This is a genomic window from Pseudomonas sp. MWU15-20650, from assembly GCF_023242475.1.
Lineage (GTDB): Bacteria > Pseudomonadota > Gammaproteobacteria > Pseudomonadales > Pseudomonadaceae > Aquipseudomonas.
In genome coordinates this window covers 90,612-111,694 of record NZ_JALJFG010000003.1, presented here as the reverse complement: position 1 = coordinate 111,694, position 21,083 = coordinate 90,612, and the positions used below count along the sequence as shown (strand labels likewise).

Below are 21,083 nucleotides of genomic sequence, written 5' to 3'. Positions count from 1 at the left end.
CTCACGCGTCCTTCTGCTTGGTACCGAAGATCTTGTCACCGGCATCGCCCAGGCCTGGGATGATGTAGCCGTGCTCATTCAGGCGCTCATCGATGGACGCAGTGTAGATCTGCACGTCCGGGTGGGCCTTTTCGACGGCGGCAATGCCTTCGGGTGCCGCGACCAGGACCATGGCGCGGATGTCCTTGCAGCCGGCCTTTTTCAGCAGGTCGATGGTGGCGACCATGGAACTGCCGGTGGCGAGCATCGGGTCGATGATCATGGCCAGGCGTTCGTTGATTTCCGGTACGAGTTTTTCCAGGTAGGTATGGGCCTGCAACGTCTCTTCATTGCGGGCAACGCCGACGGCGCTGACCTTGGCACCCGGGATCAGGCTGAGCACGCCTTCGAGCATGCCAATACCGGCGCGCAGAATCGGCACTACGGTGATTTTCTTACCGGCGATCTTCTCGACCTGGACGGGACCGGCCCAACCAGGAATCTCGTAGGTTTCCAGGGGCAGATCTTTAGTGGCTTCGTATGTGAGCAACGCTCCGACTTCCTGAGCAAGCTCACGGAAGTTCTTCGTGCTAATGTCGGCGCGGCGCATGAGGCCGAGCTTGTGTCGGATCAGCGGGTGGCGGATCTCGCGAGTGGGCATGGGAAAGGCTCCGGCGGCGGGCAAAAAAACCGGCCTAGATTAATCTATCCGAGGGTGTTGTCCTATAGACATCAAGTACGTTAGTCCATAAAGGCTTGATTGGAGCGCACGAGAAGCGTACCTTCGCCCGCTTTTCTTGCCACAGCACCCCCTTGGAGAGCGCCATGTCTGCTGATCTCGAGCATATCCGTCAAATCATGCACGAGGCTGACTGCCTGTACACCGAAGCGCAGGTCGAAGCAGCAATCGCCAAGGTCGGCGAGCACATCACCCGCGAAATGGCCGACACCAACCCGGTGGTCTTTTGTGTGATGAACGGTGGCCTGATCTTCGCCGGTAAATTGCTCACCCACCTGCAATTCCCGCTGGAAGCTTCTTACCTGCACGCCACCCGTTATCGCAACGAAACCAGCGGCGGCGACCTGTTCTGGAAAGCCAAGCCGGAAGTCTCGTTCATCGACCGCGACGTGCTGATCATCGACGACATCCTCGATGAAGGTCACACCCTGGGCGCGATCATCGATTTCTGCAAACATGCCGGCGCGCGTAAAGTGCACACCGCTGTGTTGATCGATAAAGACCACGACCGCAAAGCCCGCCCTGAACTGAAAGCCGATTTTGTCGGGCTGCCGTGCGTTGACCGTTATATCTTTGGGTATGGCATGGACTACAAGGGCTACTGGCGTAACGCCAATGGCATCTACGCCGTTAAAGGAATGTAATCGATGGCTCGCTTTCTTGATCAGACGCTGTTTGCCGAGTTGGCCGAGAAAGCGGCCGCCAATCCTCGTGGCCGTCAAAACATTAACTTCCATGAGATGCAAGAATCTTGTCATCGCATGGCGGTCGGTTTGCAGCCCAGCACCTATGTGCAGCCTCACCGTCACCTGAGCGCCGATAAAGCCGAAACCTTGCTGGTGCTCAAAGGGCGCCTGGGTATCTTGATTTTCAGTGAGACGGGCGAGGTGTTGAGCAAACGTGTTTTGGAAGCGGGCGGACAATGCCAGGGTGTCGACCTTTCGCCCGGCGTGTTCCATGGTCTGGTAGTGCTTGAACCGGACAGCGTGATGTTTGAGTGCAAGGCTGGCCCTTACCGCGCTGTGGGTGAGGGGGAGTTGGCCGACTGGGCACCCCGCGAAGGCGAGGCAGGTATGGCTGAGTATCATCGCTGGATGCTTGCCCAGTTCGACTGAGCAGACTCAAATCCAAATGTGGGAGGGGCTGCTTTCTCACCGCTTTCGAAGCCGGCGTCGCGCAGGTAGACTTCAAGCCCCGTGTAAATGTCTGCAGGCTGGAGTCGGTAATGCGTAAAGATAAGAAACAGGTGATTGGCGACGAAATCGGTGACGACCAGATCAAGTTGTTCCTGGACTTCGAGCCGGTTGATGCGACGTCGCCGTCCCTGCATAAACTGATCAAGGCTTACCGTGGCCTGCGTATCGACGACTTCGAGCGGTTCCTGGGGTTCTTCAAGGCAGCAGGTCTGGACCTGGATGGCAAGGACGAGCATGGCCAGACCTTCGTTGACCTGATCAAGGACCAGCGCAACGCCGCCGACTACATTGAGCTGATCGACAGCGCCCGCGGCTGATTAACCGAGCCACAAAAAAAACGCCCCGGCCTCATAAGAGCCCGGGGCGTTTCGCTTTTAACGGTAGAAGCGAGCTTGCTCGCGAAGAACCTGAGAACGCTGCGTTAATCCACTTGCGCTGCGTTATCGTTGACGTTTTTCGCGAGCGAGCTCGCTCCTACAGGAGCCACCAGCTCCAGGCTGATGTTGTTCTGCGTGTTGATCTTGCGATACAGCTCGGCGTCGGTCTCCAGGACTTTTTCGCGCGCCGGGAAGATCTCGTGCAGCTTGGTCGCCCATTCACCGGACGCTTTCTGCGGGAAGCAACGCTCAATCAACTCCAGCATGATCGATACGGTTACCGAGGCGCCCGGTGAGGCACCCAGCAGCGCCGCAAGCGAACCGTCCTTGGCTGCGACCAGTTCGGTGCCAAATTGCAGTACGCCGCCTTTCTTCGGGTCCTTTTTGATGATCTGCACGCGCTGGCCGGCTACTTCCAGGCGCCAGTCTTCGGCTTTCGCTTCCGGGTAGAAACGACGCAGGGATTCCAGGCGCTGCTCCATGGACTGCATCACTTCGCTGACCAGGTACTTGGTCAGGTCCATGTTGTCCCGGGCCACGGCCAACATTGGGCCGATGTTACCGGCGCGAACCGACAGCGGCAGGTCAAGGAACGAGCCATGCTTGAGGAACTTGGTGGTGAAGCCGGCATAGGGCCCGAACAGCAGGGACTTCTTGCCTTCCACCACGCGGGTGTCCAGGTGTGGTACGGACATCGGTGGCGAGCCCACGGCGGCTTGGCTGTAGACCTTGGCCTGGTGGTGCTTGACCACCTCGGGGTTATCGCAACGCAGCCACTGGCCACTCACCGGGAAACCGCCGAAGCCTTTGCTTTCTTCGATGCCGGAGGCTTGCAGCAGAGGCAGGGCCGCACCACCGGCACCCAGGAATACGAACTTGGCGTCCACTTCACGGCTATTACCGCTGTTGACATCCTTGATGCTCACGGTCCAGCCGGCACCGTTCCGCTTGAGGCCGGTCACGCGCTTGCTGTACTTGACCTGGGCGTCGGCCGCGCTGCTCAGGTGGCTGAGCAACTGGTTGGTCAGGGCGCCAAAGTTGACGTCGGTGCCATTCATGACGCGGGTGGCGGCGATTTTTTCGTCGAGCGGGCGGCCCGGCATCATCAGCGGCATCCACTCGGCCATTTCGCTGCGGTCTTCGGTGTAGTGCATGTCCGAAAACGCGTGATGTTGGCTAAGGGTTTCAAAACGCTTCTTGAGGAACGCCACACCGTTGTCGCCCTGCACGAAGCTCAGGTGCGGGACCGGGCTGATGAAGGACTTGGCCGAGCCAAAGGTGCCCTTTTGGGTCAGGTAAGCCCAGAACTGCTTCGATACCTCGAACTGGGTATTGATGTGCACGGCTTTCTTGATGTCGATGGAACCATCGGCGGCCTGCGGCGTGTAGTTCAGCTCACACAGCCCTGCGTGGCCGGTACCGGCGTTGTTCCACGGGTTGGAACTCTCCGCGGCACCCGAATCCATCAGCTCAACGACTTCCAGCTTGAGGCCGGGGTCGAGCTCTTTGAGCAGCACGGCCAGGGTGGCACTCATGATGCCGGCCCCTACCAGAACTACGTCGACTGCTTCGTTATGCGCCATTTAACGCGTCTCCAAAATCTGCAGCACCAAATTGACGGCATGGCTGCCAGGAGTGACGGGGCGGTTCACGTGTTGCCCCAGATTACCCATGGCCAGGATCGCCATGTCCGATTCTTCGCAATTTTTTTGCAACTTCAGCGCACGCTTCCTGCCGGGCTAATCTGCCTATGAACGCATTCATGGGCGCCTGTGGCAATTCGACTTATGGTCAAAGCGTGCGTTTCGTGCAACCAAATCCGTAGCGGACAGGTTTCAAGCTCCAGTATTCGGGGAGTACTCGGTCCTGTGTTGGGCTGTTCCAGACGCTGATGGTGCTTGTACAAACGCCAAACTATTCATTTGCTCGCCACACTCTTGTGAAGTTGTGAAAACCCGTTTTTTCACGCTCTTTTGAAGACGTGAACCTCAAAAAAGGGCTGCCCCCGTCTGGCACCTGGCCCGTAAACCTCTGCCGACACGCGGCACAACGGGCAAACAACTCAAGTGGCCGAGCGCAATGGCAGCTCTGGCAGATTCGGTAAAGGCGGGTGATTTGCAAAGAAAACAGCAAGCGCGCCGGCTTCACTCGATCTGTGTGGGCGGCTCTCTGTGGGCGATTTGGGGGCTAATGCCGAGGCATTAACGATGTTGCGAGGCCCGATCAGGAGACGTCCTTATAATCGGGGGGAGATTGTAGCGAAGAACGCCAAGGAAATGGGTGTGTTTTATGACTTTTATTAGTGCTCCAGTCAGGAGGCCAGCGCTTGTTGGGGTTGTGCGCGCACGATCTGTGGGCTGACCCGGGCACTGGCCGGTAGCGGGCGGTGCATCCAGCCTAAGTGTGTTTCGGCAACCTCTACCCAACCCTCACCGACCGGCGGCAGGCTGCACTCTTTGAATGCCACGCAATGGCCGTGGGCATCCAGCAGGGCAAAGTGGCGATGGTGGGCGTGTGGCATGAACAGTGATTTGAGACGGCGCATGGCTTTGTACCTGTTACGTTACATGCTCGAAGGTTGCCAGTGTGCCATGACACTGGAGTGACGAATTTATGCGAAATTGTAATTTTCATGCAGCTTCAGCTGCCGTTCAGGATTGCTGGTGAGGGGCGTACGTGCACCGTTATACTGGCGACCTGTTTGCACCTAGTCCTGGAGAAATGAGTATGTTGCAACGCCTGTTGTTCGGTTTGATCACTGTGACCAGTTTGACCCTGGTTGGCTGCGCCAACAGCCCGCAACAGCTCAGTCCGCAACCTAAAATCACCACACAGTTGGCGCCTGTAGGCCACGGCCAGCCGGTGTCGGTACGCGTGGTGGATGGTCGTCCGTCACCTACGCTGGGCTCACGCGGCGGTTTGTATCCGGAAACTGCGCTTATTTCGGTGACTGGCCAGGACGTACTGCCCAAGCTGCAAGCTCAGGCTGAAGCCGCTGTGCGTCTGCTGGGCTTCACGCCGGCCAATTCGCCAGGTGCTCCTCAATTGACCATTACGCTGGCCGAATTGAAGTACCAGTCGCCCAAAGAGGGCCTGTATGTGACTGAAGCCTCGATCGGCGCAACGTTCAAGTCCGATGTCAGCGCCGGTACCCGTCGTTACAGCGGTCGCTACGGCGCATCGCTCAACCAGCGCTTCGGGATGTCGCCCAATCAGGAAACCAACACCAAGCTGGTCAGTGACGTGCTCAGTGACGCGTTGACCCGTCTGTTCAAGGACCCAAGCATCGGCCAGTTGCTCAGTTCGCAATAAGCGCCAGTAAGCGGTTCAAAAAAAACCGGGCTCATCACTGAGCCCGGTTTTTTGTGCCTGCCACCTTCATGCAGCCGTATCGACATAAAAGTCCAGCACACTCACGCCGGTGAGCAAGTCCAGCTCCGGCAGGTCGGCATGCTGGTGCCCGCCGAGGGCGCAATACACCAGCCAGTGGCGGTCCTGGACATTAAACGCCAGGCTGCCGATCAGTGCCTCTTGCTCATCGGTCTGGGCAATCAGATACAGCCGATCCTGGTTTTGTGCATGCAGCATGACAAGCTCCTCAAGCGTCGAAGGGCAACAGAGTGACTTGTTAAGGTGACGTTCAGGTGACGCTGAATATTACTGGATACATTAGCCGACATGGAGGAGGGAGCAGGAAGGCGCAGGAGGCGACTATCGTTCAGGTTTGTATCTGATCGGTACCAGGCTACTGATACATCGAGGTTTGCGATGGCGCTGCCCGCACTGCTCATCAATGCTATTGCTCTAGTGGTTGCCTGCCCGGGCGCCGTGTTGCTGTTTATCACCCGCCTGCGTGCGCAACGTGCAATGGCCGACCTCGCCGCGCGAAGTGAAGAGCGCGCCATTGACCAACCGATGCTATTTCTGGATATACGCACCGAGCGGGCGTATCGCCTGGCTTACCGCATTGGGTTCGCCTGCCTTGGGTTGGCGCTGGCCACTTCCTGGCTCAGCACCCACCTGTAAAGCGTTCTACAGGGCCATGCCTGCTTTAACACGATACTGATTGCGTACCGGTGTTGCATATTGCACCACCAGGAACGGCCGGTGTTCAGCCGGGCATTCGTTCAAGCGCCGCTCCCATTCCGCTTTGGCCTTGGCCAACTCGTCGGCCGGGAATATATCGGCGGCCTTGGGCACTTGCAGTTGCGGGTCGGCATCCTTCCACTGTGCGTACGCCAGGTAATGCACCGGGAACAACCGGTAGCCACCCAGAATTTGCCGATCCATTTCCACTGCCAGCAGCTTGGTATCTTCGAAACGTTCGGTGATCGGCGGCGCAAAGTTCACATGCACTCGGCCCTTGTAGCCGGTGATACCCAGGGCAATGCTCACATCATCTTCACCCGGCGCCTTGCTGTAGGTGCCAGTGGTGGCGCGAATGTACAGCTCACGGGCCTTGGCGGCGTCGCAGGGGTCGTACTCGTAGCTGATGGACACCGGCGTCAGGTTCAACGACTGGATGACCTCGGCAAACGGCTCGTCCTTGCGGCTGACGTGGAACATCTTGAGGATCGCCGATTCGGTACGATCATCCCCATCCTTGGCCCGGCCTTCGGCCTGGGCGATCCAGATCGACTGGCCGTCGTTGCGGATCGAATGGTTGATGTAGGCCGACAGCAACTGGTACGCCGCCATTTTCTCTTTTCGCCCGGTGATCGAGCGGTGCACGATAAAGCTCTTGTTCAGGCGCATCAGGTCGCTGACAAACGGCTTTTGCAGCAGATTGTCGCCGATGGCGATACGCGGCGTCGGCAGGCCGGCATGGTAGACGGCGTAGTTGACGAAGGCCGGGTCCATCACGATGTCGCGATGGTTGGCCAGAAACAGATAGGCCGTGCCGGATTTCAATTGCTCGACGCCGGTATAGGTCACGCCGTCGGTCGCCCGATCAATGGTGTGGTCGACGTAATACTCGACTTTGTCCTGCAGCGTCGCCACGGTAGTGACGCTGGCGAACTCGCGGCGCAATTTGCGCGCGATCATCGGCTTGAGCAGCCAGCCCAGGGCGCCGGCAAGGCGCGGGAAGCGGAAGTGGGTCAGGATGTCCAGAAAGGCCTTGTCACTGAACAGACGTGCCAGCACTGCCGGGACTTCGCTGTCGTTGTAAGGTCGGATGGTATCGAATTCGCCCATCATGCTCTCTTGTTAGAAACGGCTAGGGTAAGTAAAGGAAATATCAGGGTGAGGTCGCCATATTGGCTCTACCGGGAATGGCCCTGTAAATAGACCGGCGATTATACGCACAAGTCACTTGGGAGACCGCGATGGAAGAAGAGTCGTACGAATGTCCTTATTGTGGCGAGGTGGTCACGGCGTTGCTGGACCTGTCCGGGGGCGATCAGGAATATATAGAAGATTGCCCGGTCTGCTGCCGGCCGATCATTTTTGAGTTACAGGTGCACGGACATGAATGGATGCTGGACGTGCGCAGTGAAAACGAATAACAGGTACGCCCATGCAGCGAATCTACGAACCGGAAAACCTGATGGAAGGCGAGCTGCTGCAACAGATGCTCGCCAGCGAAGGCATTGAGGCGCACCTGGTGGGGCGTCATTTGCTCGGCGGCACCGGTGAGCTGCCGATATTCGGCTTGCTGGGGTTGGACGTGGACAACGATCAGGCCGCCTACGCCCGCGAGCTGATTACTGCCTATATTGGCGCGCAACCGCTGCCCGGCGATGAACCCGACAGCTTCCCCGACGTGTTGGTCTGTTAGGCTGTCGGTCGGTTTACCCCCAAGAGTCGTGTTGCCCCATGTGTGGACGTTATGCCCTGTTTCGCTGGAACCCTGCCTTTGCTGCCTTGCCGGGCTTCCCGGCTGACCAGCAGGCCCAGTGGAACATCTCCCCGAATGACACGGTGCTGATCCAGCGCCTGAGCGACGGCCAGCGCACCCTGGCCCGCGCGCGCTGGGGCCTGACTCCGCCTTGGCTGACGGACCTTTCCCGCACCCCGGCCCATGCCCGTGCCGAAACCCTGGCCGAGCAACCGATGTTCCGCGAAGCCTTTCGCCAACGCCGCTGCCTGCTGCCAGCCAACGGCTTCTACGAATGGCGCGGCACCCAGCGCAAACGCCCATACTGGTTGACACCGGGCGAGGGCTCCACATTGTTTTTTGCCGCGATCTGGGAAGCGTACCCAGTGCAGGAGCAAGTGTGGTTGAGCGCGGCAGTGGTCACCCAGGCTGCGCAAAGTCAGCGTCGGCCGTTGATTCTGGATGCGGCGGGGCAGGCGGCCTGGCTGGACCCGGAGACACCCTTGCATGTGTTGCAGGGGCTACTGGCCAGTGAACCCGCCGCGTTGCGCGAGCGGGTCCTGGCCAATATGGTCAACGATCCCAAGCTCAATGGGCCGGAGTGTCTGACCCCGGCTTAAACCTTGAACTGATTGATCAAGCGCCGCTGCTGCTCGGCCAGCTTGGTCAGATCCGCGCTGGCCGCGCTCGACTCATCCGCGCCGCCCGCCACCTCGTTGGCCACCTGGCCGATATTGATCACATTGCGGTTGATGTCCTCGGCCACTGCGCTCTGTTCCTCGGCAGCGCTGGCGATCTGGGTGTTCATGTCGTTAATCACTGACACCGCTTGAGTGATGGTTTCCAGCGCCTCGGCGGCCTTGGCTGCGTGTTGCACGCTTTCATCGGTGCGGGTCTGGCTGTCTTCCATCACCCGTACCACGTCCCGTGTGCCTTGTTGCAGTTGCTGGATCATGGTCTGGATTTCCTCGGTGGCCTTCTGGGTTTTCTGCGCCAGGTTGCGCACCTCATCGGCCACCACGGCAAAACCGCGGCCTTGCTCGCCGGCCCGCGCCGCCTCGATTGCCGCGTTGAGTGCCAGCAGGTTGGTCTGTTCGGCAATCCCGCGAATGGCGGTGAGGATGGCGTTGATGTTCTCGCTGTCTTTGGCCAGCGTCTGTACCACGCTGACCGCCTTGCCGATTTCTTCGGCCAGCGCGCCGATGGACGTAGAGGTGTCGCGCACGATGCGCATGCCCTGGCTGGCTGCCTGGTCGGCATGGCTGGCCGCTTGCGCCGCCTGGGTGGCATTGCGCGCCACATCTTGCGCGGTGGCCGTCATCTCATGCACGGCGGTGGCCACTTGGTCGATCTCCACCATCTGCTTATGCACGCCCTGGTTGGTACGAATCGCGATGTCGGCGGTGTGCTCCGACGAGTCGCTGACCTTCTGCACCGAGCTCACCACCTGGGTAATCATGCCTTGCAGCTTGATCAGGAAGGTGTTGAAGCCGCTGGCGATGGCACCCAGTTCGTCGGCGCGATCACTGCTCAGGCGTCGGGTCAGGTCGCCTTCGCCTTGGGCGATATCGTTAAGCATCGCGACCATTTGCTTGAGCGGGCGGGCGATGCCATGGCCCACCAGCCAGATCACCAGCAGGCCGATGCCGGCGATCAATAAACCCACCATGGCCATGCCGAACGTGTCGGTCTTGCGCTGGGCTTGCAGGTCACTTTGCAGCTTTTGCGAGTCAGCCATTACCGCGCTCAACGGGAGTTGCAGCATCAGGGTCCAGCGCGCTTCGGCCTGGCCGATGTTGAAGGGCAGGAGCAATTCGATCTGCCCATGTGCCTGGTCGATGTCGTAACGAACCTCACCGGCTTTCAACTGGCCGAGGTTGGTCAACGCACGGCTGTCGAGCAGGTCGGTGGCTTTTTCGCCGAGCTTGCCGGCGTCCTTGGTGTAGGCCACCAGGCGACCGTTACTGGAGATCAGCGCCAGCTCACCGGCGCCGTTGTAAAGGCTCTGGTCGGCACGGGTCAGCATGTCCTGAATGAAGTTCACCGACAGGTCGGCGCCAACAATGCCCTGGAACTTCCCATCGATCATGATCGGTTCGATAAACGAGGCGAGCATCACCATGGCGTTGCCCACTTTGTAAGGGGCCGGGTCGATGGCGCAGGGCTTGCTGCTTTCCTTGGAGCACAGGTAGTACTCACTGGCGCGTACGCCAGTGGCGAGAATGTTCTGGTCGTTGACGTCGGCGAGCTTGTCCAGGCCCAGGCTGCCATCGGCGTTGCGGTACCACCACGGCAGGAAACGGCCGTCTGTGCCCATGCCGACGATGGGGCTGTTCACGTATTGAGCGTCGTTGTGATCAATCGCATTGGGTTCCCAGCCGATGTAGGCGCCAAGGATCTTCGGGTTACGCACCACGGTTTCATGCAGCAGGTTGATCAGTTGCTCGCGGCCGACCTGCAGTGCCGGTTCGCCCTTGGCGTCTTTCATGCCCAGCAGCGCGTTGGCGGTGGCCAAGCCTTTGGCGGTCACCAGTGGGGCTTCCAGTTCCCGCTGGATCAGCGTGGCCTGGGTTTGCGCGAGCGTCGTGAGGCGCTCCTTGATGATCTGTTCGAACTGCGCCTGGGTGCGCTCTTGCACCATCTGCTGGGTGCGCGCGCCTGCAAACAAGGCGTAGACCACCAATACCACGACCACACTCAGCACAATGGCCCCGGTCAGTGCCGCGACAGAAAACTGAATAGACCTGAATTTCATGGGGGGCTCCGAGCGCTGGGGAGATTGGCTGCCTTTTTGTATCGGCCGTGGGCTCGGGAGGCTGAAGGCTTGGCCGGCAAAATAGCGCGCGGTGTCGTAAACAGGCTGTTCGCTGCCGGTGTGGGTGTGTGGGAGGTATCCGAAATTCAGCGGTTACACGTCTGGTGTATCTAGCGTCGATACAAATGACCGCCTAGGATACGCGCCATGTTTTCAAGGAGCGGGTTGATGAAGAAATCATTGGTGGTAAGTGGATGTGTTGCAGCGATGCTGCTGGCCGGTTGCCAGTCGGTCAATACCACCAGCGGTGGCGCCGTCGGGGTAGAGCGTAAGCAATACATGTTCAGCATGCTCTCGAGTCAGCAGGTCGACCAGATGTACGCCCAGTCCTACCAGCAGACCCTGGGTGAAGCCAGCAGCAAGGGGCTGGTGGACAAAACCAGCGCCAACGCTAAGCGTGTGCAAGCCATCGCCAATCGCCTGATCGCCCAGGCGCCGACCTTCCGTCCGGATGCGGCGCAATGGACGTGGGAAGTGAACCTGATCAAGAGCGATGAGATGAACGCCAACTGCGGGCCGGGCGGCAAGATCTTTGTGTACAGCGCATTGATCGACAACCTCAAGCTGACCGATGACGAATTGGCTGCAGTCATGGGGCATGAAATTGCCCACGCCCTTCGCGAGCACGGCCGTGAGGCCATGTCCAAAGCCTATGGCATCGAGATGGCCAAGCAGGGGGCCGGTGCGTTGCTCGGCCTGACCCAGGACAGCCTGGCGCTGGCCGATACGGTCGCCAACTACGGCATGACGTTGCCAAACAGCCGCGCCAATGAGAACGAAGCGGACTTGATTGGCCTGGAGCTCTCTGCTCGCGCCGGCTACAACCCGAATGCGGCGATTACCCTGTGGAACAAGATGGCCAAGGCTTCGGAAGGCGCACCGCCGGAATTCATGAGCACCCACCCGGCTTCCGATAGCCGAATCGCCTCCTTGCAGGCGGCGATCCCGAAGGTGATGCCGTTGTATCAGCAGTCCAGGAAGTCCTGACCTTGTGACGATCCAGATGTGGGAGGGGGTAAGTCCCTCCCACGTTGGATTGGCTTTGCAGGCTTGGATCCTTAGATCCAGCCACTGCTCTGCATGGCCTTGTAGACCGCCACGATCGCCAGGATGAAAAACGCCGTCGCCGCCAATCGGCGAATCAAGGTCAACGGCAGTTTTTCCGCGGCAAAATTCCCCGCCAGAACCACCGGTACGTTGGCAATCAGCATGCCTAGGGTGGTGCCGATAATCACCAGCCACAACTCCGGGTATTGTGCCGCCAGCATCACCGTGGCGATCTGCGTCTTGTCACCGATTTCCGCGAGGAAGAAGGCAATCAGCGTGGTCAGGAACGGCCCGAATTTGCGTGTGGTGCTGGCTTCGTCATCGTCGAGTTTGTCCGGCACCAGGGTCCACAGCGCCGTGGCGCAGAAGCTCGCCGCGAGGATCCAGTGCAACACCGCATCCGAGAAGAAGCTGCCGAACCAGGCCCCTACGGCGCCGGCCGCCGCATGGTTGGCCAGGGTCGCGGCGACGATGCCGGCGATGATGGGCCAGGGTTTGCGAAAGCGTGCGGCCAGGATGAGTGCGAGCAGTTGCGTCTTGTCGCCGATTTCGGCCAAGGCAACGATTGCGGTAGGAACGAGTAATGAATCCAGCATCAGGTAGGCTTCCAGGGGCGGGTCGACACGGCTATGACACGTACAGCCTTCCCGCCCCGGGTAAGGTGTGCGTGTCATAGGTCTTGTCAAACCCCGGTCCGTCTGTGCGGACTCCTGGGTCGCATACGCCATGGTCTGCTGACCAAGTATGTTGACGTATGCCGGACGAGCGTGGGGCTCGTGGGAGACTACTCCCCTAGGACGGAGCGGATTCTGCCTAGGCAAAACCCATTCGGCAAGCCTTCTTTTTCAAACGTCCGTTAGCCACGCTTGGCACGGTAAATGCGAAATCCATTGCCTTCGGCCTTGACCGCGCACACGCCCAAATGCTCTTCGATCAGCGGTTGATACTTCAGGAAGCTGTTGGCCACCAAGCGAAGTTCGCCGCCTTTTGCCAGATGTTTGCCGGCTTTTCGCAGCAAGTTCTCGGTGGCGAAATAATCGGTGTGCACCCCGACATGAAACGGTGGGTTGCTCAGAATCGCGTTCAAACCCATCGGTGCGGCGTCGATGCCATCTCCGGTCAGCACCTCGGCTTCCAGGCCGTTGGCTGCCAGGGTCAGGCGACTGCTGGCGGCAGCGAAAGCGTCCACGTCCAGTAGCGTGACGCTGTTATGCGGGTAGCGACGTTTGACCGCAGCGCCCAGCACGCCGGCGCCGCAACCGAAGTCCAGCAAGTGACCGCTGGGCAGTTTGTCCAAATGCTCCAGCAACAACTCGGTGCCGCGATCCAGGCGACCGTGACTGAACACGCCCGGCAGGCTCACCACCTTGAGCGGCCCGTCGGCCAGCGGTACTTCGAAGACCTGCGCCAGGCTTTCCAGCTCGACCGCTGGCGGGGCGTCGGCGACAGTGACTTGCCACAGCTGGCAATGCCGTGCGTTATCCAGCTTGCGCGGTTTGCCGAAAGGGATCATCTGTTTGGCAGCGCTTTCGATCCCGCCCTTTTTCTCGCCGACCAGAAACAGTTCCGCACCGGGCAGGCGCGCCGCCACGGCGTTGAGCAGGTAATCGGTGAGGTCCTTGGACTTGGGCAGGAAAATCACGGCGGTATCAAACGAGCGCTCGGGCACGTTCACGCCAAACTGGCAGCGCTCAGGGAAACGCGCGTCGAGCGCTGCCTGGTCGCCGGCATGCCAGCTCCAGCCGTGGGCATTGGGCAGGCGCCCCAGCAAGTCGTCGGCAGGCAAGCCGACGAGCAGCAGATTGCCTTGAAAAAGTTCGGCCTGGCGAAGCAGTACTTCACTGCGCGGATCCATGGTCTGCTCCTTGAAAAGGGGCGCAGTTTATCAACTGACGACGCGCAGCGGGGTGCCGTTGAAAAAGCCCCGGGCGTTTTCCGTCAATTGACCGACGATCCGTTGCCGCGCTTCACGACTGCCCCAGGCGTTGTGAGGCGTGACGATCAACCGAGGAATGTCATCGGCCAGCAAGGGGTTGCCATTGACCGGGGGTTCTACGCTGAGCACATCGGTCGCCGCACCGCCCAGGTGACCGCCGCGCAACGCGTCGGCCAGGGCCTGTTCGTTGATCAGGCCACCGCGTGCGGTATTGACGATAAACGCGCCGGGCTTGAGCAGCGCCAGCTCGCGGGCACCGATCAAGTTGCGCGTGTGTTCATTGAGCGGGCAATGCAAGGTCAGGGCGTCGACCTGGGCGAGTAACTCATCCAGTGGTACGCGGTCGGCACGGGCAGGGCGCCCGGGAATCGCGCCCAGCAGCACGCGCATGCCAAAGGCATCGGCCAGGCGCGCTACGGCACCGCCCAGCTCACCGTGGCCGAGCAGGCCGAGGGTTTTACCTTCCAGCTCGACAATCGGGTGATCCAGCAGGCAGAACTGCTTGGCGTGTTGCCATTTGCCGGCGGCCACATCCCGTTGATAGTCCTGCAGGCGTGTCGCCAGGTTGAGCAGCAACATGATGGTGTGTTGTGCCACCGACGGCGTGCCATAGCCCTGGCAGTTGCTCACGGTGATGCCATGGGCGCGGGCGGCGGCGAGGTCAACGTTGTTGGTGCCGGTGGCCGACACCAGGATCAGCTTGAGCTCGGGGCTGGCGGCCAAGGTTTCGGCGTTGAGCACGATCTTGTTGCTGATTGCTACTTGGGCGCCATGCAGGCGTTCAACCACATTTTGCGGCGTGGTGTCGGCCAGCAACTGCAGTTCACTGAAGCTGTTGCGCAACTCGCTGAAGTCCAGGTCTCCGAGGTCCAGGGACGGGTAGTCAAGGAAGACGGCGCGGCGATTGTTCGTCATCAACTGTACCTTTTGCGACAGGGTTCGAAGGCGTAATCTCCGGAGCCTATCAGATGAAATTATCAGTTACTTAATGGAGTGCGTATGTACGTCGCCGAGTTCTTGACCGTAGCCTTGATTCACTTATTGGCCGTGGCCAGCCCGGGCCCGGATTTCGCTGTGGTGGTGCGTGAGAGTGTGACCCATGGCCGGCGCGCCGGAACCTGGACAGCGCTGGGCGTCGGTTCGGCGATTTTCCTGCACGTGGGTTACTCGCTGCTGGGCATCGGCTTGATCGTGTCCCAGTCCATCGTGCTGTTCAACGCGTTGAAATGGGCGGCAGCGGCGTACCTGCTGTATATCGGTTTCAAGGCACTGCGTGCACAGCCGGCCAAACCTGCCACCGAAGGCGAGTTGCACCGCGAAGCCGGTGAGCGCACCCCACGCGGCGCGTTCACCGCCGGTTTCGTGACCAATGGCCTGAACCCCAAGGCCACGCTGTTCTTCCTGTCGCTGTTTACCGTGGTGATCAACCCGCACACGCCGCTGGCAATCCAGGCCGGTTACGGTGTGTACTTGGCGGTGGCCACCGCGTTGTGGTTTTGCCTGGTGGCGATGCTGTTCAGCCAGCAGCGCGTACGCGCCGGGTTTGCGCGCATGGGCCACTGGTTCGACCGCACCATGGGCGTCGTGTTGATTGCCATTGGTGTGAAGCTGGCGTTTACCCGCGCGAATTGATCCGGGTAGTGGCGCAAAGCTAGCACTCGTCGGGGGCTGCAAATCATTCCTTTGGCTGATTTGGCTGAGGCATAAGCGCTCTAAAGTGCAGGTCTTCAAGCCAAGACCGTGCAGTCAGATAAGGGATTCGTATGTTGCAGACCCGTGTTATCCCGCCCGCCGAAGGCGCTTACCAGTACCCGTTGTTGATCAAACGTCTGTTGATGTCCGGTACTCGCTACGAGAAAACCCGGGAAATCATCTACCGTGACAAGCTGCGCTACACCTACCCGACCCTGATCGAGCGCGTCGCCCGCTTGGCCAACGTGCTGACCGAGGCCGGGGTCAAGGCCGGTGACACCGTGGCCGTGATGGACTGGGACAGCCACCGCTACCTGGAGTGCATGTTCGCCATCCCGATGATCGGGGCGGTGATCCACACGATCAACGTGCGCCTGTCACCGGAACAGATTCTCTACACCATGAACCACGCCGAGGACCGCTTTGTGCTGGTCAACAGTGAGTTCGTGGGGCTTTACCAGGCGATCGCCGGGCAACTGACCACGGTCGAAAAGACCCTGTTGCTCACTGACGCCGAACCCAAGACCGCCGAGCTGCCTGATCTCGTCGGTGAGTACGAAACCCTGCTGGCCGCCGCCAGCCCGACGTACGACTTCCAGGACTTCGACGAACACTCGGTGGCCACTACCTTCTACACCACCGGTACCACCGGCAACCCCAAGGGCGTGTACTTCAGCCATCGCCAACTGGTACTGCACACCATGGGTGTGGCGACGATCATGGGCAGTGTCGACAGCGTGCGCCTGTTGGGCACCAACGATGTGTACATGCCGATCACACCTATGTTCCACGTACATGCCTGGGGGCTGCCGTATGTAGCGACCATGCTCGGTTTGAAACAGGTCTACCCCGGCCGCTATGACCCCGAGTACCTGGTGGAGCTGTGGCGCAAGGAAAAGGTCACGTTCTCTCACTGCGTGCCGACCATCCTGCAAATGGTGCTCAACGCCAAGGCCGCCCAGGGTGTGGATTTTGGCGGTTGGAAAATCGTCATCGGCGGCAGTGCACTTAACCGCACGTTGTATGAAACGTCCAAGGCCCGCGGCATTCAATTGACCGCCGCATACGGCATGTCCGAAACGGGGCCGTTGGTGTCCTGCGCCCACCTCAATGCCGAGCTGATGGCGGGTAGCGAAGATGAGCGCACCACCTACCGTATCAAGGCCGGCGTGCCCGGGCCGTTGGTGGAGGCTGCGATTGTCGACGGCGACGGTCGCTTCCTGCCTGCCGATGGCGAGTCCCAGGGTGAACTGGTGCTGCGTGCGCCGTGGCTGAGCGAGGGCTATTACAACGAACCGCAGAAGGGCGCCGAGCTGTGGAAAGGTGGCTGGATGCACACCGGTGACGTGGCCACCCTCGATGCCTTTGGCGTGATCGATATCCGTGACCGCATCAAGGATGTGATCAAGACGGGCGGCGAGTGGATCTCGTCCCTGGCCCTTGAAGACTTGGTCAGTCGTCACCCGGCTGTACGCGAAGTCGCGGTGGTGGGCATTGCCGACCCGCAATGGGGCGAGCGCCCATTTGCGTTGCTGGTGGTGCGTGACGGCCATGTTATCGGCGCGCGGGAGCTCAAGGAGCATCTCAAGCCTTTCGTCGAGCTGGGCCATTTGAGCAAGTGGGCGATTCCAAGCCAGATCGCCGTTGTTACTGAAATTCCCAAGACCAGTGTAGGAAAGCTCGACAAAAAACGTATCCGAATCGACATCCTCGAATGGCAGGCCAACAACAGTACGTTCCTGTCCACCCTCTGAGCTGATTTGCCGCGCTGCAACAGCGCGGCAATGCTCTATCTCAAGCCTTCACTTGTGATTTACCGATTTTCAGCCATCCTTGCCGCGCCGATCTTCGTCGGTGTGGCGAAAGGGTTGTGGCAGACGGGTCGGTGATGCAAATCACACTTTAGAGGGATCAAGCACTACCCCCTGCTGGCTATAGTCCCTCTCAGAGTTTTCGCGGATGTTGCGCTTCGAGCCAGAGTGGCTGGGTTGCCGTTCGGCATTGGAATCGTTGTATTGCGGCTGATACATGCATCTGAAGAAAGAACTCACTGCCATAACAATAATGCACATGGAGTAGCGTCGATGACCTCAGTAAACCAGTTCTGGCGCCGGGCAAGACTGCCGCTGGCCGTCAGTCTCGCTTCTACGCTCGCCGGGCCCGCATTCGGCGTCAGTTTCAACGTGGGTGAAATCGAAGGGAGCTTTGACTCGTCCCTGTCGGTGGGCGCCAGTTGGAGTACGTCCAAGGCCAATCGAGACCTGATCGGTGTCAACAACGGTGGCAAAGGCTTGTCACAGACGTCGGACGATGGTCACTTGAACTTCAAGCGTGGCGAGACATTCTCGAAGATCTTCAAGGGCATTCATGACCTGGAACTGAAGTACGGCGATACCGGTGTGTTTGTGCGTGGCAAGTATTGGTACGACTTTGAGCTCAAGGACGAAAGTCGTGAGTTCAAGGACATCAGCGATAAAGGCCGTCCAATGGGGGCTCGCTCTTCCGGTGGGCAAATTCTTGACGCGTTCATCTATCACAACTACTCGATTGCCGATGAGCCGGGCTCCGTGCGTTTCGGCAAGCAGGTGGTGAGTTGGGGCGAAAGCACGTTCATTGGTGGCGGCATCAATGCAATCAACCCGATTGACGTGGCTGCGTTCCGCCGTCCGGGTGCCGAAATCAAAGAGGGCCTGATTCCGGTCAACATGTTCTACGTGTCGCAGACCTTGACCGATAACTTGTCGGCCGAGGGCTTCTACCAGCTCGATTGGGAAAAGACCGTTACGGATAACTGCGGGACGTTCTTCTCCCAGGCCGACGTGATTACCGGCGGTTGCAACGACAACCTGCGGCTGCTCAGCAAGCGTTCGGTGATCGCGGCCGGGGGTGGTTTGCCGCTGATGAATCAGTTCGGCGTCAATATCAACGAAGAAGGCGTGCTGGTTAAGCGCGGCCCGGATCGTGACGCCCGTGATGGCGGCCAGTTCGGCCTGGCCATGCACTACAACTTCGAACCGCTGGACACGGAGTTCGGTGCGTACTTCATGAACTACCACAGCCGTGCGCCGATCTTCAGCGCCAAAGGCGCCTCGGCGGCCACCTATGCCGCCGCCAACGCCCTGACGCCCACACCGGCGCAATCCTTGCGGCCGCTGATCGTTGCCGGTAACTCCAGCTATTTTGTGGAATATCCCGAAGACATCCGGCTGTACGGTTTGAGTTTCTCCACCACCTTGCCTACCGGTACCGCGTGGAGCGGGGAGCTCAGCTACCGTCCGAATGCACCGGTACAGCTCAACACCACCGACATCCTGTACGCGGGCGTGACGCCGCTGATCGGCCTGGGTGGCGCGTCGCCGCTCAAGGGGGTGCCAGGCCAGGACTTGAATGGCTATCGGCGTAAGGAAATTACCCAGATCCAGACTACCTTTACGCACTTCTTCGATCAGGTCATGGGCGCCAGCCGCCTCACGTTGGTCGGTGAAGTGGGGTTGACTCACGTCGGTGGCCTGGAAAGCAGTTCCAAAGCCCGTTACGGACGTGACCCGGTATTCGGTCCCGGCGCGGGCCCGCTGTGTGCGGCGCTTAACGCCGGCACGATTCAGGGCGCCGGGCCTGGCGCAGACCGCAGCAACGTGACGGCTAACTGCAACAACGACGGCTTCACCACTGCCAACTCCTGGGGTTATCGCACCCGGGCCATCTGGGAATACCCGGATGTGTTTGCCGGTGTGAACCTCAAGCCTAACGTGGCGTGGTCCCACGACGTCAGCGGCTACTCGCCAGGCCCGGGCGGCAACTTCGAAGAAGGGCGCAAGGCCGTCAGTCTCGGCCTGGATGCCGAGTACCAGAACACCTATACGGCGAGCCTGGCATACACCAACTTCTTCGGCGGCAAGTACTCCACCGTGGATGACCGCGATTTCATCGCACTCAGCGTCGGCGCCAACTTCTAAGCGACTGTATTTCAGGAAGACCAGAATATGAAAATAACAAAGAGTCTGTTGCACGTGGGTGTGCTTGGGCTGTCGATCCTGGCGAGTAACGTCATGGCGGCGGTGTCGGCGGATGAAGCCGCCAAGCTGGGTACGACCCTGACCCCGATGGGCGCCGAGATGGCCGGTAATGCGGCAGGCACCATCCCTAAATGGTCGCCATTGCCAACCAATGCCGGGGCGGTGGACGCCCGTGGTTTCCTGGCCAACCCGTATGCCAGTGAGCAACCGCAGTTCACCATTACCGCGCAGAACGTCGAGCAGTACAAAGACAAGCTGGCACCGGGGCAATACGCGATGTTCAAGCGTTACCCGGACACCTTCAAGATGCCGGTCTACCCGACCCATCGCGGCGCCACGGTGCCGGCCGAGGTGTTCGCCGCCATCAAGAAGAACGCCACGCACACCAACCTGGTGTCCGGCGGCAATGGCCTGGAAAACTTCGAAACCGCGATTCCATTTCCGATCCCGAAAAGCGGCGTGGAAGTCATCTGGAACCACATCACCCGTTATCGCGGCGGCAGCGTGACCCGCCTGGTGACCCAGGCCACGCCGCAAACCAACGGCTCGTTCAGCCTGGTGTACTTCCGTGATCAGTTCGTGTTCCGCGACAAGATGAAGGACTACGACCCGAAAAACCCGGGTAACGTACTGTTCTACTTCAAGCAGCAAGTCACCGCGCCGGCACGTCTGGCCGGTGGCGTGCTGTTGGTGCACGAAACCCTGGACCAGGTGAAGGAGCCACGTTCGGCGTGGGTCTACAACGCCGGCCAGCGCCGTGTGCGCCGGGCGCCGCAAGTGTCCTATGACGGGCCGGGTACGGCTGCCGATGGCTTGCGCACTTCCGACAACCTCGACATGTACAACGGTGCGCCAGACCGCTACGACTGGAAGCTGGAAGGCAAGAAAGAAATTTACATCGCCTCCAACAGCTACAAGATCGACGATCCGAAGCTCAAGTACGTCGACATCATCAAGGCCGGCCACATCAATCAGGACCTTGCCCGCTATGAGCTGCGCCGTGTCTGGCACGTGGTCGCGACCTTGAAGGAAGGCCAGCGGCACATCTATGCCAAGCGTGACTTCTTCATCGACGAAGACACCTGGCAAGCGGCGGTGATCGACCACTACGACGGCCGCGGCCAACTGTGGCGCGTCGCCGAAGCCCATGCCGAGAACTACTACGACAAGCAAGTACCGTGGTACGCCCTGGAAACCCTGTATGACCTGCAGTCCGGCCGTTACCTGGCGCTGGGCATGAAGAACGAAGAGAAACAGGCGTATGACTTTGGCTTCACCGCCACCACCAGCGACTTCACTCCAGCGGCCCTGCGTCAGGATGGTGTTCGCTAACGTGCGCGAGTGCCCCCTGTGGGAGGGGGCAAGCCCCAATGCCGGTCAGTTAAACGCTAGAACGAGCCACCGGTAACCGGTGGCGAGCGGGCTTGTCCCGCGTTGGGGCGCGTAGCGCCCCCAAAGAAGGACGAAT

The 21,083-nt window shown here is 59.9% G+C and carries 22 protein-coding genes and 1 riboswitch; of the genes, 13 read left to right on the top strand and 9 right to left on the bottom strand.

The features are described from left to right. Position 1 precedes the first annotated feature (1 nt). Positions 2–640 (bottom strand): uracil phosphoribosyltransferase, encoded by a 639-nt coding sequence (gene upp, locus M5B43_RS03940; protein ID WP_017138223.1) that lies wholly within the window; start codon positions 638–640, stop codon positions 2–4. A gap of 164 nt (positions 641–804) precedes the next feature. Between upp and M5B43_RS03935 the strand changes: the two genes are divergently transcribed. The 3 genes from M5B43_RS03935 to M5B43_RS03925 all read left to right on the top strand — a co-directional run bounded on the left by M5B43_RS03935 (position 805) and on the right by M5B43_RS03925 (position 2,231). Next, a complete protein-coding gene (locus tag M5B43_RS03935) occupies positions 805–1,362 on the top strand; it encodes a hypoxanthine-guanine phosphoribosyltransferase (RefSeq protein WP_153838886.1) in 558 nt (185 codons plus the stop codon). 3 nt (positions 1,363–1,365) lie between these two features. Next, entirely contained in the window at positions 1,366–1,833 is a 468-nt protein-coding gene (locus M5B43_RS03930; protein ID WP_248748875.1) for a WbuC family cupin fold metalloprotein, read from the top strand. 110 nt (positions 1,834–1,943) lie between these two features. Then, complete coding sequence (locus tag M5B43_RS03925) at positions 1,944–2,231, top strand: PA4642 family protein (protein WP_248748874.1); 288 nt, start codon at positions 1,944–1,946, stop codon at positions 2,229–2,231. A gap of 104 nt (positions 2,232–2,335) precedes the next feature. Here M5B43_RS03925 and mqo read toward each other — a convergent pair whose 3' ends face one another. Together mqo and M5B43_RS03915 are read right to left on the bottom strand one after the other, a co-directional pair. Continuing rightward, entirely contained in the window at positions 2,336–3,874 is a 1,539-nt protein-coding gene (gene mqo, locus M5B43_RS03920) for a malate dehydrogenase (quinone) (RefSeq protein WP_248748873.1), read from the bottom strand. 728 nt (positions 3,875–4,602) lie between these two features. Beyond that, positions 4,603–4,836: a hypothetical protein gene (locus tag M5B43_RS03915; RefSeq protein ID WP_248748872.1), complete on the bottom strand. Its 234-nt coding sequence runs from the start codon at positions 4,834–4,836 to the stop codon at positions 4,603–4,605. Between the two features lie 182 nt (positions 4,837–5,018). Here M5B43_RS03915 and M5B43_RS03910 point away from each other — a divergent pair, with 182 nt between their 5' ends. Then, positions 5,019–5,603: a YajG family lipoprotein gene (locus tag M5B43_RS03910; RefSeq protein WP_248748871.1), complete on the top strand. Its 585-nt coding sequence runs from the start codon at positions 5,019–5,021 to the stop codon at positions 5,601–5,603. 66 nt (positions 5,604–5,669) lie between these two features. Here M5B43_RS03910 and M5B43_RS03905 read toward each other — a convergent pair whose 3' ends face one another. After that, positions 5,670–5,879 (bottom strand): hypothetical protein, encoded by a 210-nt coding sequence (locus tag M5B43_RS03905; protein ID WP_248748870.1) that lies wholly within the window; start codon positions 5,877–5,879, stop codon positions 5,670–5,672. Between the two features lie 180 nt (positions 5,880–6,059). On the opposite strand from M5B43_RS03905, the gene M5B43_RS03900 reads away from it, so the two are divergent. Beyond that, positions 6,060–6,317, top strand: coding sequence for a hypothetical protein (locus M5B43_RS03900; protein ID WP_248748869.1), 258 nt, complete (start codon positions 6,060–6,062; stop codon positions 6,315–6,317). A gap of 6 nt (positions 6,318–6,323) precedes the next feature. Here M5B43_RS03900 and M5B43_RS03895 read toward each other — a convergent pair whose 3' ends face one another. Then, positions 6,324–7,487: a 1-acyl-sn-glycerol-3-phosphate acyltransferase gene (locus M5B43_RS03895; protein ID WP_248748868.1), complete on the bottom strand. Its 1,164-nt coding sequence runs from the start codon at positions 7,485–7,487 to the stop codon at positions 6,324–6,326. A 131-nt stretch (positions 7,488–7,618) separates the two neighbouring features. Here M5B43_RS03895 and M5B43_RS03890 point away from each other — a divergent pair, with 131 nt between their 5' ends. Genes M5B43_RS03890 through M5B43_RS03880 form a run of 3 tightly spaced genes read left to right on the top strand, consistent with a single transcriptional unit; the run spans position 7,619 to position 8,729 of the window. Continuing rightward, positions 7,619–7,798 (top strand): CPXCG motif-containing cysteine-rich protein, encoded by a 180-nt coding sequence (locus tag M5B43_RS03890; RefSeq protein ID WP_248748867.1) that lies wholly within the window; start codon positions 7,619–7,621, stop codon positions 7,796–7,798. Positions 7,799–7,809: 11 nt separating this feature from the next. Beyond that, complete coding sequence (locus tag M5B43_RS03885) at positions 7,810–8,070, top strand: DUF2007 domain-containing protein (protein ID WP_123714616.1); 261 nt, start codon at positions 7,810–7,812, stop codon at positions 8,068–8,070. A 38-nt stretch (positions 8,071–8,108) separates the two neighbouring features. Beyond that, the gene (locus M5B43_RS03880) at positions 8,109–8,729 is read left to right on the top strand and encodes an SOS response-associated peptidase (protein ID WP_248748866.1); all 621 of its coding nucleotides are present in this window, start codon (positions 8,109–8,111) and stop codon (positions 8,727–8,729) included. Here the strand turns inward: M5B43_RS03880 and M5B43_RS03875 are convergent. After that, positions 8,726–10,864, bottom strand: coding sequence for a methyl-accepting chemotaxis protein (locus tag M5B43_RS03875; RefSeq protein ID WP_248748865.1), 2,139 nt, complete (start codon positions 10,862–10,864; stop codon positions 8,726–8,728). The genes M5B43_RS03880 and M5B43_RS03875 overlap by 4 nt on opposite strands. Before the next feature lie 228 nt (positions 10,865–11,092). On the opposite strand from M5B43_RS03875, the gene M5B43_RS03870 reads away from it, so the two are divergent. Continuing rightward, positions 11,093–11,911, top strand: coding sequence for a M48 family metallopeptidase (locus tag M5B43_RS03870; RefSeq protein ID WP_248748864.1), 819 nt, complete (start codon positions 11,093–11,095; stop codon positions 11,909–11,911). A gap of 71 nt (positions 11,912–11,982) precedes the next feature. Here the strand turns inward: M5B43_RS03870 and M5B43_RS03865 are convergent, their stop codons facing one another. The 3 genes from M5B43_RS03865 to M5B43_RS03855 form a co-directional block, all read right to left on the bottom strand. Next, entirely contained in the window at positions 11,983–12,567 is a 585-nt protein-coding gene (locus M5B43_RS03865; RefSeq protein ID WP_004372026.1) for a TMEM165/GDT1 family protein, read from the bottom strand. An 89-nt stretch (positions 12,568–12,656) separates the two neighbouring features. Beyond that, a riboswitch (yybP-ykoY riboswitch) is annotated at positions 12,657–12,776 on the bottom strand. A gap of 51 nt (positions 12,777–12,827) precedes the next feature. Continuing rightward, positions 12,828–13,826, bottom strand: a complete 999-nt coding sequence (locus M5B43_RS03860) for a class I SAM-dependent methyltransferase (protein ID WP_248748863.1) — start codon at positions 13,824–13,826, stop codon at positions 12,828–12,830. Between the two features lie 30 nt (positions 13,827–13,856). Further along, positions 13,857–14,822, bottom strand: a complete 966-nt coding sequence (locus M5B43_RS03855; protein WP_248748862.1) for a 2-hydroxyacid dehydrogenase — start codon at positions 14,820–14,822, stop codon at positions 13,857–13,859. A gap of 84 nt (positions 14,823–14,906) precedes the next feature. Here M5B43_RS03855 and M5B43_RS03850 point away from each other — a divergent pair, with 84 nt between their 5' ends. The 4 genes from M5B43_RS03850 to M5B43_RS03835 all read left to right on the top strand — a co-directional run bounded on the left by M5B43_RS03850 (position 14,907) and on the right by M5B43_RS03835 (position 20,947). Further along, a complete protein-coding gene (locus M5B43_RS03850) occupies positions 14,907–15,539 on the top strand; it encodes a LysE family transporter (protein WP_248748861.1) in 633 nt (210 codons plus the stop codon). A 131-nt stretch (positions 15,540–15,670) separates the two neighbouring features. Continuing rightward, positions 15,671–17,353, top strand: a complete 1,683-nt coding sequence (locus M5B43_RS03845; RefSeq protein ID WP_248748860.1) for a fatty acid--CoA ligase — start codon at positions 15,671–15,673, stop codon at positions 17,351–17,353. 330 nt (positions 17,354–17,683) lie between these two features. Next, the gene (locus tag M5B43_RS03840; protein WP_248748859.1) at positions 17,684–19,555 is read left to right on the top strand and encodes a DUF1302 domain-containing protein; all 1,872 of its coding nucleotides are present in this window, start codon (positions 17,684–17,686) and stop codon (positions 19,553–19,555) included. Positions 19,556–19,582: 27 nt separating this feature from the next. Then, a complete protein-coding gene (locus M5B43_RS03835) occupies positions 19,583–20,947 on the top strand; it encodes a DUF1329 domain-containing protein (RefSeq protein WP_248748858.1) in 1,365 nt (454 codons plus the stop codon). Positions 20,948–21,083: the final 136 nt, after the last annotated feature.

Excerpts from the sequence above, each read along its gene's own strand:
- M5B43_RS03915 (WP_248748872.1), bottom strand. The coding sequence starts at position 4,836 with ATGCGCCGTCTCAAATCACTGTTCATGCCACACGCCCACCATCGCCAC.
- M5B43_RS03935 (WP_153838886.1), top strand. The coding sequence starts at position 805 with ATGTCTGCTGATCTCGAGCATATCCGTCAAATCATGCACGAGGCTGAC.
- M5B43_RS03865 (WP_004372026.1), bottom strand. The coding sequence starts at position 12,567 with ATGCTGGATTCATTACTCGTTCCTACCGCAATCGTTGCCTTGGCCGAA.
- M5B43_RS03870 (WP_248748864.1), top strand. The coding sequence starts at position 11,093 with ATGAAGAAATCATTGGTGGTAAGTGGATGTGTTGCAGCGATGCTGCTG.
- M5B43_RS03840 (WP_248748859.1), top strand. The coding sequence starts at position 17,684 with ATGACCTCAGTAAACCAGTTCTGGCGCCGGGCAAGACTGCCGCTGGCC.
- M5B43_RS03910 (WP_248748871.1), top strand. The coding sequence starts at position 5,019 with ATGTTGCAACGCCTGTTGTTCGGTTTGATCACTGTGACCAGTTTGACC.
- M5B43_RS03845 (WP_248748860.1), top strand. The coding sequence starts at position 15,671 with ATGTTGCAGACCCGTGTTATCCCGCCCGCCGAAGGCGCTTACCAGTAC.
- M5B43_RS03850 (WP_248748861.1), top strand. The coding sequence starts at position 14,907 with ATGTACGTCGCCGAGTTCTTGACCGTAGCCTTGATTCACTTATTGGCC.
- M5B43_RS03880 (WP_248748866.1), top strand. The coding sequence starts at position 8,109 with ATGTGTGGACGTTATGCCCTGTTTCGCTGGAACCCTGCCTTTGCTGCC.
- M5B43_RS03890 (WP_248748867.1), top strand. The coding sequence starts at position 7,619 with ATGGAAGAAGAGTCGTACGAATGTCCTTATTGTGGCGAGGTGGTCACG.
- M5B43_RS03900 (WP_248748869.1), top strand. The coding sequence starts at position 6,060 with ATGGCGCTGCCCGCACTGCTCATCAATGCTATTGCTCTAGTGGTTGCC.
- M5B43_RS03930 (WP_248748875.1), top strand. The coding sequence starts at position 1,366 with ATGGCTCGCTTTCTTGATCAGACGCTGTTTGCCGAGTTGGCCGAGAAA.
- M5B43_RS03895 (WP_248748868.1), bottom strand. The coding sequence starts at position 7,487 with ATGGGCGAATTCGATACCATCCGACCTTACAACGACAGCGAAGTCCCG.
- M5B43_RS03835 (WP_248748858.1), top strand. The coding sequence starts at position 19,583 with ATGAAAATAACAAAGAGTCTGTTGCACGTGGGTGTGCTTGGGCTGTCG.
- M5B43_RS03855 (WP_248748862.1), bottom strand. The coding sequence starts at position 14,822 with ATGACGAACAATCGCCGCGCCGTCTTCCTTGACTACCCGTCCCTGGAC.
- upp (WP_017138223.1), bottom strand. The coding sequence starts at position 640 with ATGCCCACTCGCGAGATCCGCCACCCGCTGATCCGACACAAGCTCGGC.
- M5B43_RS03885 (WP_123714616.1), top strand. The coding sequence starts at position 7,810 with ATGCAGCGAATCTACGAACCGGAAAACCTGATGGAAGGCGAGCTGCTG.
- M5B43_RS03860 (WP_248748863.1), bottom strand. The coding sequence starts at position 13,826 with ATGGATCCGCGCAGTGAAGTACTGCTTCGCCAGGCCGAACTTTTTCAA.
- M5B43_RS03925 (WP_248748874.1), top strand. The coding sequence starts at position 1,944 with ATGCGTAAAGATAAGAAACAGGTGATTGGCGACGAAATCGGTGACGAC.
- M5B43_RS03905 (WP_248748870.1), bottom strand. The coding sequence starts at position 5,879 with ATGCTGCATGCACAAAACCAGGATCGGCTGTATCTGATTGCCCAGACC.
- M5B43_RS03875 (WP_248748865.1), bottom strand. The coding sequence starts at position 10,864 with ATGAAATTCAGGTCTATTCAGTTTTCTGTCGCGGCACTGACCGGGGCC.
- mqo (WP_248748873.1), bottom strand. The coding sequence starts at position 3,874 with ATGGCGCATAACGAAGCAGTCGACGTAGTTCTGGTAGGGGCCGGCATC.